Here is an 8,174-nt window from a genome sequence, read left to right as displayed (position 1 = left end):
GCACCTGAAGGCGCCGCCACAATAAATAAACTTCCAGACATTTTGATACCTTGCAGATTGCGCGGTTTCAGTTTTGAAACCTGTATTCACTAAGTCAAAACAATACTGGTTTACGCTTTTTTGTGCCAGTTTTTTGCAAAGCTAAAAGCAGACTGAACGGGGCTTGACTAACCCGCATCGATAATCTTATGGCAACTTCAGCATAGAAAAAATTCTGTATGCTATTCCAAACAAAAATAAATCTCATTATCATTGTAATACATATTAACTACGGAGTGTTCTATGCGTAAAGCAGGTATTTTTCTATGTGTTTGGCTGGGATTAAGCGTATTACTCGTCACAGGTTGCAGCAGTGATTCCCACGATGAAGTTAATCTTTACTCTGCCCGAATTGAATCGCTGATCAAACCGTTGCTGGACGATTTCACCGAAGAAACGGGCATCAAAGTCAATCTGGTTACCGGTAACGCTGATGAGTTATTGCAACGCTTACAAAATGAAGGGCGTAATACACCGGCAGATATTTTATTAACAACCGATGCAGGCCGTTTGCATCGGGCAATGGAAATGGAACTGATACAACCTGTTGAATCAGATACTCTGAAGCAACGTATTCCATCGTCATATCGCCATCCTGAAGATTACTGGTTTGGTTTATCGCTGCGCGCACGTCCGATTATGTATGTGAAAGATCGCGTTGATCCTGCAGAACTTTCAACTTATGAAGCGTTGGTGGAGCCTCGCTGGAACAACAGAATCTGCGTGCGTTCTTCAAGCAATATCTATAACCAGTCAATGGTTGCCTCCATGATTGTTGCAAATGGCGAAGCCGCAACAGAAGACTGGGCAAAAGGACTGGTGGCCAACTTTGCACGCTCGCCGCAAGGTGGTGATCGTGATCAAATTAATGCAGCAGCAGCGGGTCAGTGCGATATCGTGATTGCCAATACCTATTATCTTGCCGGTATGTTAACCAGTAATGACCCCAAGGAAAGAGAAGCCGCTGAAAAGATGGGGGTTTTCTGGCCCAATCAGGATGATCGTGGTGTACATATCAATGTTTCGGGAGCCGCCGTCATTAAAGATGCCAGACATCAGGAAAATGCCATCAGACTGATTGAGTTTCTGACCAGCGATGCTGCCCAGAAATGGTATGCAGAAGCCAATGGTGAATATCCTGTTAGAGCAGATATCGAAAAAGGCGAACTACTGGAACAATGGGGAGAGTTCAAAGCCGATCCTCTGGTCATGGATAAATTAGGTGAATTTAACGCGGATGCACTGCGCTTGATGGATCGTGCAGGTTGGCAATAAGCGTTTCCATGCGTAAAGTTGGCAGTTTTGTCAGACGAACTGCCAATTTTACAATTCCATGTTATCAATAAGCCAATACCGTCCATATCCGCTATTCATTCTGGTAATGGCAATCATATTGTCAATGCCGGTAATAGTGGTATTGGCCCATGTTTTTGTCCCCAGTGGCGATATCTGGCAACACCTGAGCACTACAGTTCTCCCCGACTATATCCGTAATTCTTTATTATTAATGCTGGGGGTGGCCATCGGCACCCTGTTAATTGGGGTAACCACCGCCTGGCTCACGACCATGTGTCAGTTTCCCGGACGCAGTGTTTTTGAATGGGCACTATTACTGCCTATGGCCATGCCCGCCTACATTATTGCCTATACCTATACCGGCATGCTGGATTTTGCCGGGCCGGTACAGATGGCCTTACGTGACTGGTTTGGCTGGCAATATGGTGATTACTGGTTTCCCCAGATCCGTTCATTAAATGGTGCGGTGGCCATGTTGACGCTGGTGCTTTATCCTTATGTTTATCTGCTGAGCCGTGCCGCATTTCTTAATCAATCCATCTGCGTTCTGGATGTCAGTCGAACACTGGGTAACGGGCCGTGGAAAACGTTCTGGCGCGTGGCACTGCCGCTGGCTCGTCCAGCAATCATTGCCGGTTTATCATTGGCTTTAATGGAAACCCTGGCAGATTATGGCACCGTACAGTTTTTTGGTGTCAGCACCTTTACCACCGGTATTTTCCGTACCTGGTTCGGTATGGGCAGTGCCGCTGCGGCAGCACAGCTGGCTGCCGGACTCATGGTATTTGTGTTTGCCCTGATAATCGTGGAACGCTATTCACGCCGCAAAGCCCGATATCATCACACTAGCCGTCGGCATCAGGATCTACGTCGATTTCAATTAACCGGAAGCCGTGCTTTACTGGCATTTTGTTTTTGTATGTTGATACTCAGTCTGGGCTTTTTATTACCCGCCATACAACTGCTTAGCTGGACCATTCATGTGGCTGATACCGTGATTGATGCCGCATTTATGAGATTACTGATGAACAGTCTTTCACTGGCTGCATTTGCTGCAGTACTGGCATTAGTGTTAGCCATCATAATGGCCTACGCCCAGCGGCTCTATCCCGGTAAATTAGTCAGTGGTGCTGTTCGTGTGGCAGGTATGGGTTATGCCGTTCCGGGTGCCGTTATTGCGGTTGGGGTGATGATTCCTTTTGCCTGGATTGATAATACACTTGATGATCTGGCTCGCAGCCATTTTGACTTTTCCACCGGGTTATTACTCAGCGGAACTCTGGTCGCAGTTACCTTTGCCTACTTGACACGGTTCCTTGCAGTCTCATTACAAACCGTTGACAGTGGTTTGACGCGTATCACGCATTCCATGGATGAGGCTGGCCGATCATTTGGTTTTCGACCATTACAGATTCTCAGGCAGATCCATATCCCGATGTTAAGTGCCTCATTAATGACGGCATTATTGCTGGTATTTGTTGATGTTTTAAAAGAATTACCCGCTACGCTCATTTTGCGACCATTCAACTTTAATACCTTAGCGGTAAAAGCCTATGAGCTGGCTTCCGATGAACGTTTGGCAGAAGCCGCTCCCGCAGCACTGGCTATCGTCATTGCAGGTATTATTCCGGTCATACTACTGAGTAAAACCATTACCCGATCACGCAAGCTTAAAGTGGCAATTGATGAAAACTGATACCACAATGCACATATCCCAATTACAGGTAAACAATATCAGTATCGGCTATGCGGGCAGGCCGGTTGTGGAAGGCGTTTCCTTTCAATTAAAAGACGGTGAGATTGCCTGTTTACTGGGTCCTTCGGGCTGCGGTAAAACCTCAGTATTAAGAGCCATTGCCGGCTTTGAACCGGTTATGCAGGGCAATATTGTATTGCATGGTAAAACGGTCAGCTCCGCTGATTTTTTCCTATCTCCGGAAAAACGCCGAATCGGTATGGTGTTTCAGGACTTTGCTTTGTTTCCACATCTCACTGTCGCGAAAAATATTGGTTTTGGTTTGCAAAAACTGCCGCGAAAACAACGACAGCAACGTGTTGACGAACTGCTTGAATTAGTCGAGTTGGTCGATTCTAAAGATCAATATCCGCATCAACTTTCCGGTGGTCAGCAACAACGCGTGGCACTGGCAAGGGCCATGGCTCCTCGTCCCGATATTCTGTTACTGGATGAACCGTTTTCCAGTATGGACTCCGATTTACGTGAACAACTCGCTCGTGATGTGCGTGACTTACTGCGACGTGATGGTGTGACTGCGATTATGGTGACGCATGATCAGCATGAAGCCTTTGCCATGGCCGATCAGATCGGCGTACTGGGACAAGGTAAACTGCTGCAATGGGGAAATGGTTATGATTTATATCATCGCCCGGCCAGTCGTTTTGTCGCTGATTTTATCGGACAAGGCGTACTTCTCCCCGGAGAGATTATTGCTGATAACAAGGTCAGCACAGAACTGGGCATTGTCAGCGGTAAAATGACGTCCGATGCGGCTACAGGCCAGAAGGTAAATTTGCTGCTACGACCGGATGACATCATCCATGACGATAATAGTCCGTTAAAAGCCGAAATTGTCGCCAGGGCTTTTCGTGGCGCAGTTTATCTCTACACCCTCAAACTGCAAAGTGGCCAACAGATTTTGTGCCTGGTGCAAAGTCATCATCAGCATGAGATCGGTGAATTTCTTGGAATTCGTCTGGAAGCGGACCATTTGGCCGTGTTTTCAGATTTTCCCTGAATACACCACGAAAATATGTGTGAGGTAGTACCAAGGTACTATATCTATTTGCTGCAATATCTATAAATTATGCATCGTAATTCCCATCCCCCCCTGCCCCTGGAGGCGCAAACCTGTATGCAAAAAATCACCCTTATCAAAACCGTGTTGTTGTTTGTAACAGCTTCATTAAGCGTCACTGCTAATGCGGCATCATTATCTTTGACTGGTACAGTAAACTATAACGCTAATGGCTTTAAGGGAACGGTTTCTCAGGTTGAAAATATCAATGATTTTATGCCTGGCGCTTCAGAAGGCTTTTATGCCGCCAAACCTAATCCAAATGCAATGAATGCTGCGCATGTGCAAACCGCAATATCTAAAGCAGGATCCAGCTTTGTGGTAACGGATTTTTTCAAAATTGAAAATCCCGCTTCGAACGATTTGAATACATCTCCACTAGGGCTGTCATTTTCCGGGTTCTTAATGAAATACGGCACAACTACTTTAATTGGTCTTTTCAATACCCCAATTTCCAGCCTGGATTTCTTAACACACGATGGGAAAGACGTTTCACATATTGCCTATTTCAACACCTCTGTTTCAGAAGTACCTTTACCCGCAGCTTTATGGTTATTTGCTCCGGCTTTAATGGGTTTTTTAGGGTTAAGACGTCGCATGATTCAATAAGCTTTCCCCCTTTACACAAAGAGCCGTGTTTATCACGGCTTTTTTTTGCATTTTATTTCTACAGCCAAACTTTTCAATCATGACTGATTTCTTCCGTTGCCGTTGTCGATAAACTTCCTTTTTTCTCTTTCCTTTCGGCGGATCCATTTTAGAATCCACTGAAAATTCTCATGATTTCTTTTAGCACACTCATAGGGGTAGGAAATTTTCATACAAAAAATAGGGAATTAGTACCAAAGTACACTATCCAGGCGATTCACAACGGCCTAAATTATGAGATGTAGTACACAATAATATTAACAACCGCTGGGGGGCATTTTATGAAAATTTCTAGTTATATTAATACGTTGTTGGTTGCATGCCTGACAACATTGTCATTGACGGTTAATGCAGCAACATTATCACTTATAAATCCTGTCAGTTATCCAACAGGAGGTCCTCCGGGTAACACTGGAACCATTTCAACAGTGGTGAATATCACTGACTACATGCCCGGTGCATCGCAAGGTTATTACATAGCCGATGCTATTCCTAATGCGGTGGATGGATCTCAATTACAAACCGCTTTTAATGCAGCAGGTGTCGGTTTCACTGTCACTGACTTTACTAAAATTGAACCACCTCCTGCAGGTAATATGTTTGACTCTTCATCGCTGGGCCTTGCATTTGAAGGCTTTTTAATGAAAGTCGGGAATTTTACTCTGGTAGGTTTATTCGATACGCCCATTACCTCATTGTTTTATAACAATGACGGACTCTTAGGGATCTCGCATGTGGCCTACTTCAATACTTCTCCTGTATCAGCTGTGCCAATTCCTGCTGCACTGTGGTTATTTGCCCCAGCATTATTAGGCTTTCTGAGCTTCAGACGCCGCCTTGTCAAATAAGGCACTTCATCATCATTCAAAGCCGTGCCCAGCACGGCTTTTTTTTATCTTTCACTCTGACAACCACAAAATCATTTCCCCAGAACATAAGGATTCTTAACAACATGTAAAAATATCAACATACCACTCATAATAGTTGCTATGGTCTTGCTAAACTTCAAAAAAGAAACCATCCCCAATGAACAAATCCAAACCCTGAACAGATGAAAAGTTATATTTATTGGATTGTGAATAGCTGAACATGATGAATTGTCTACAATTTGGCTTAGCCCCTTTTCAGCTTTTATTTATCAGGCTCTTATGGCTATTCATATTACTTATTCCAGCGACCGGTATTGCCCAGCAACAATTTGCGGGGCAGTGGTATGAAGTCGACTCTGAATGGCAATTTCCTGAGCAGCCTGTTAAGTCCATTAATGCGCCAGCACTGACCGGCGGGCAATTTGTCTTCAATTCATCTTTCGAAATCACAGATTCAGATCAAACCATTGTCATTGATTTTAAAAATGCCAGTGTATTAGGTCATTTTCATCACTATATCTCCAATGCGACAGGGAATATTGTTGCCGAAGCGAGAGGGGGAATTGAGTCGGAAGTAAAAAATACGTTTTTTATGCGTCATGGACGAGAATTCAAACTTCCCCCTGGTCGATATCAGCTCACGACACAATTGGTTTCTCCCTATTTTATTGCTGAGCCTCAGCCTTATTGGGACACATTGTCACATTACCGCGAGGCCATAAAATGGGGCAGTGTCATTACGCTGGTCAGCATGGGCGTATTGATCAGTCTTGGAGTGTATTACAGCATTCTGGCGTTAGTCCGAAGACGCACCACTGAAATCATGTATACCTTTTTTATCTTGATGAATGTGATTTACAACGGTACTGCCCTGTTAATTACCCCTGACCTGTTCAATATCCATTGGTTTTATTTTGTCGGTGGTCCTATTTTATTAAGTAACTTTGCCTATATCCTGTTTGCCAAGCATTTATTACAGATAAGGGCTGATACTCACCCCAAACTGGATCTCCTGGCCAAACTGTTTTTGCTGATACTTGCTGTGCTACTTGCTACCGCCATATTCAATAAACACCTGATCATCGAATGTGCCCGCTATGGTGTCGGTTTAATGATGCTTTATGGATTGATTGCTGCACTGGTGCGAGCCTTTGAAGGTTATAAAATCGCCTATTTTTATCTGGTAGCTATTGCCACCTTCTTTGTTATTGGCTCAATAGCCATTTCCAGCAAGGATCTGGAAGGCGTCTACACTATCTATATTGAGCATATTGGTCTGTTAGCTGTAACAGTGGAAGTGCTGCTGATTGGCTTGGTTCTGGGCTACCAGTTCGCCGAAGTTTATCGTGAAAAAGAACGTAACCTGGTATTGGTACAGCACAGTTTGCAAATTGCCCATCATGATGCATTGACTGGTCTCCCTAATCGTTATGCCCTGGATATTTCCATGGAAAAACTGCCAGAAAACGGGATGTTAACGTTACTGGACATGGATAACCTGAAGCTTTATAACGACACCTTCGGGCATCTGAAAGGTGACGAAATGCTGCAGATGTTTGCCCGAATCCTGTCTGAAAAACTTGGAAATCTGGGGGTACTGCACCGTATGGGAGGTGATGAGTTTGCCATCACCAGTAATAGTATTTCCTATGCAGAAAATATCAGAGAGGTCATTTCAGAAACCATCAGTTACATGCGACAGAACGGATTTGAAAAAGCCGGCGTCAGTCATGGCTCAGCGAATATGGTAGAAAGCATCAATATTAATGAGCTCAGAGTACTGGCAGATAAACGCATGTATCATCAAAAACGTACTAATAACCGTCAATGGGCTTAGAACAGGCCTGAGAAATGCTTAATAAAAAAGAACGCTACCATTGTCTGCTGACCATCAGATGCAGCCAAACAGCCTCATTACGTAACTGGGCATCATTGCCGAACGGTAATTCAGGATTGGTGTATTCCACCTTTTTACGGAAATCGTACTCAATTCCTCCAAAAAGCGTCCATTGTGAGTTGTACTTGTAGCTACCGCCAAAAGTCAGGTGATGGTCGAAAATACCGGCAACCACAGGGTTGGTATGTTCTTTGGGAATCGGGTTTTTACCGTAGTTATATCCTGCATATAAAGTCAGTTTATCGTTGTATTGATAGGCCATACCAGTGGCAAAAACCAATTGATTATCCCAGTTCATGGTTGAAGTACTGTTAATGTCAGCTAAACCAGCGATGGAAGGATCCGTCGCCCTTAACTCGGTCTTTTTCATCGCATCAGACCAGTTTATCCAGTTTAGTTTTAGCGATAGCAGCAGTTTGTCATTCATCTGATAGGCGGCGCCAACACCAATCTCTTCTGGTAAAGCCAGTCCTTTCAATGAAACATCATCGTATTTCACCACTCCGAGTCCGGCGCCGGTCATATTAAGTTTAAGTTCACCATCCGTTAACGGCAGCTCTGTTTTACCTGTATAAGTTGCCGCTAAAGTAAGTCTGGGAGTTGCCCGGT

Annotated in this window: 7 protein-coding genes; 6 read left to right on the top strand and 1 reads right to left on the bottom strand. The window is 44.4% G+C overall.

What is annotated here, in order from left to right; genetic code table 11:
• The first annotated feature begins 282 nt into the window (after positions 1 to 282).
• From B3O33_RS02445 to B3O33_RS02420, 6 genes are all read left to right on the top strand, one after another.
• A complete protein-coding gene (locus tag B3O33_RS02445; RefSeq protein ID WP_292362227.1) occupies positions 283 to 1,314 on the top strand; it encodes a Fe(3+) ABC transporter substrate-binding protein in 1,032 nt (343 codons plus the stop codon).
• Between the two features lie 106 nt (positions 1,315 to 1,420).
• Positions 1,421 to 3,031: an ABC transporter permease gene (locus tag B3O33_RS02440; protein WP_292363962.1), complete on the top strand. Its 1,611-nt coding sequence runs from the start codon at positions 1,421 to 1,423 to the stop codon at positions 3,029 to 3,031.
• Positions 3,021 to 4,091: an ABC transporter ATP-binding protein gene (locus B3O33_RS02435; protein ID WP_414673264.1), complete on the top strand. Its 1,071-nt coding sequence runs from the start codon at positions 3,021 to 3,023 to the stop codon at positions 4,089 to 4,091. The genes B3O33_RS02440 and B3O33_RS02435 overlap by 11 nt, the downstream gene beginning before the upstream one ends.
• A 117-nt stretch (positions 4,092 to 4,208) precedes the next feature.
• On the top strand, positions 4,209 to 4,760 hold the full coding sequence (locus B3O33_RS02430) for a VPLPA-CTERM sorting domain-containing protein (protein WP_292362225.1): 552 nt from the start codon (positions 4,209 to 4,211) through the stop codon (positions 4,758 to 4,760).
• A gap of 320 nt (positions 4,761 to 5,080) precedes the next feature.
• Positions 5,081 to 5,647: a hypothetical protein gene (locus tag B3O33_RS02425; RefSeq protein WP_292362224.1), complete on the top strand. Its 567-nt coding sequence runs from the start codon at positions 5,081 to 5,083 to the stop codon at positions 5,645 to 5,647.
• A 241-nt stretch (positions 5,648 to 5,888) separates the two neighbouring features.
• Positions 5,889 to 7,505, top strand: coding sequence for a GGDEF domain-containing protein (locus tag B3O33_RS02420; protein WP_292362222.1), 1,617 nt, complete (start codon positions 5,889 to 5,891; stop codon positions 7,503 to 7,505).
• Between the two features lie 34 nt (positions 7,506 to 7,539).
• Here B3O33_RS02420 and B3O33_RS02415 read toward each other — a convergent pair.
• On the bottom strand, positions 7,540 to 8,174 hold a 635-nt coding region (locus B3O33_RS02415), incomplete at its 5' end, for an OmpP1/FadL family transporter (protein WP_292362854.1).

Source organism: Methylophaga sp. UBA1464, from assembly GCF_002325665.1.
In the GTDB taxonomy this organism is placed as follows: Bacteria; Pseudomonadota; Gammaproteobacteria; order Nitrosococcales; family Methylophagaceae; genus Methylophaga.
Note: the sequence above shows the minus strand (reverse complement) of the source record. Positions and strands in the feature narration are given on the sequence as shown.

What these genes read in the sequence shown, in the direction of transcription:
- B3O33_RS02445 (WP_292362227.1), top strand. Translation starts at nt 283, where the DNA reads ATGCGTAAAGCAGGTATTTTTCTATGTGTTTGGCTGGGATTAAGCGTA.
- B3O33_RS02440 (WP_292363962.1), top strand. Translation starts at nt 1,421, where the DNA reads ATGGCAATCATATTGTCAATGCCGGTAATAGTGGTATTGGCCCATGTT.
- B3O33_RS02435 (WP_414673264.1), top strand. Translation starts at nt 3,021, where the DNA reads ATGAAAACTGATACCACAATGCACATATCCCAATTACAGGTAAACAAT.
- B3O33_RS02430 (WP_292362225.1), top strand. Translation starts at nt 4,209, where the DNA reads ATGCAAAAAATCACCCTTATCAAAACCGTGTTGTTGTTTGTAACAGCT.
- B3O33_RS02425 (WP_292362224.1), top strand. Translation starts at nt 5,081, where the DNA reads ATGAAAATTTCTAGTTATATTAATACGTTGTTGGTTGCATGCCTGACA.
- B3O33_RS02420 (WP_292362222.1), top strand. Translation starts at nt 5,889, where the DNA reads ATGATGAATTGTCTACAATTTGGCTTAGCCCCTTTTCAGCTTTTATTT.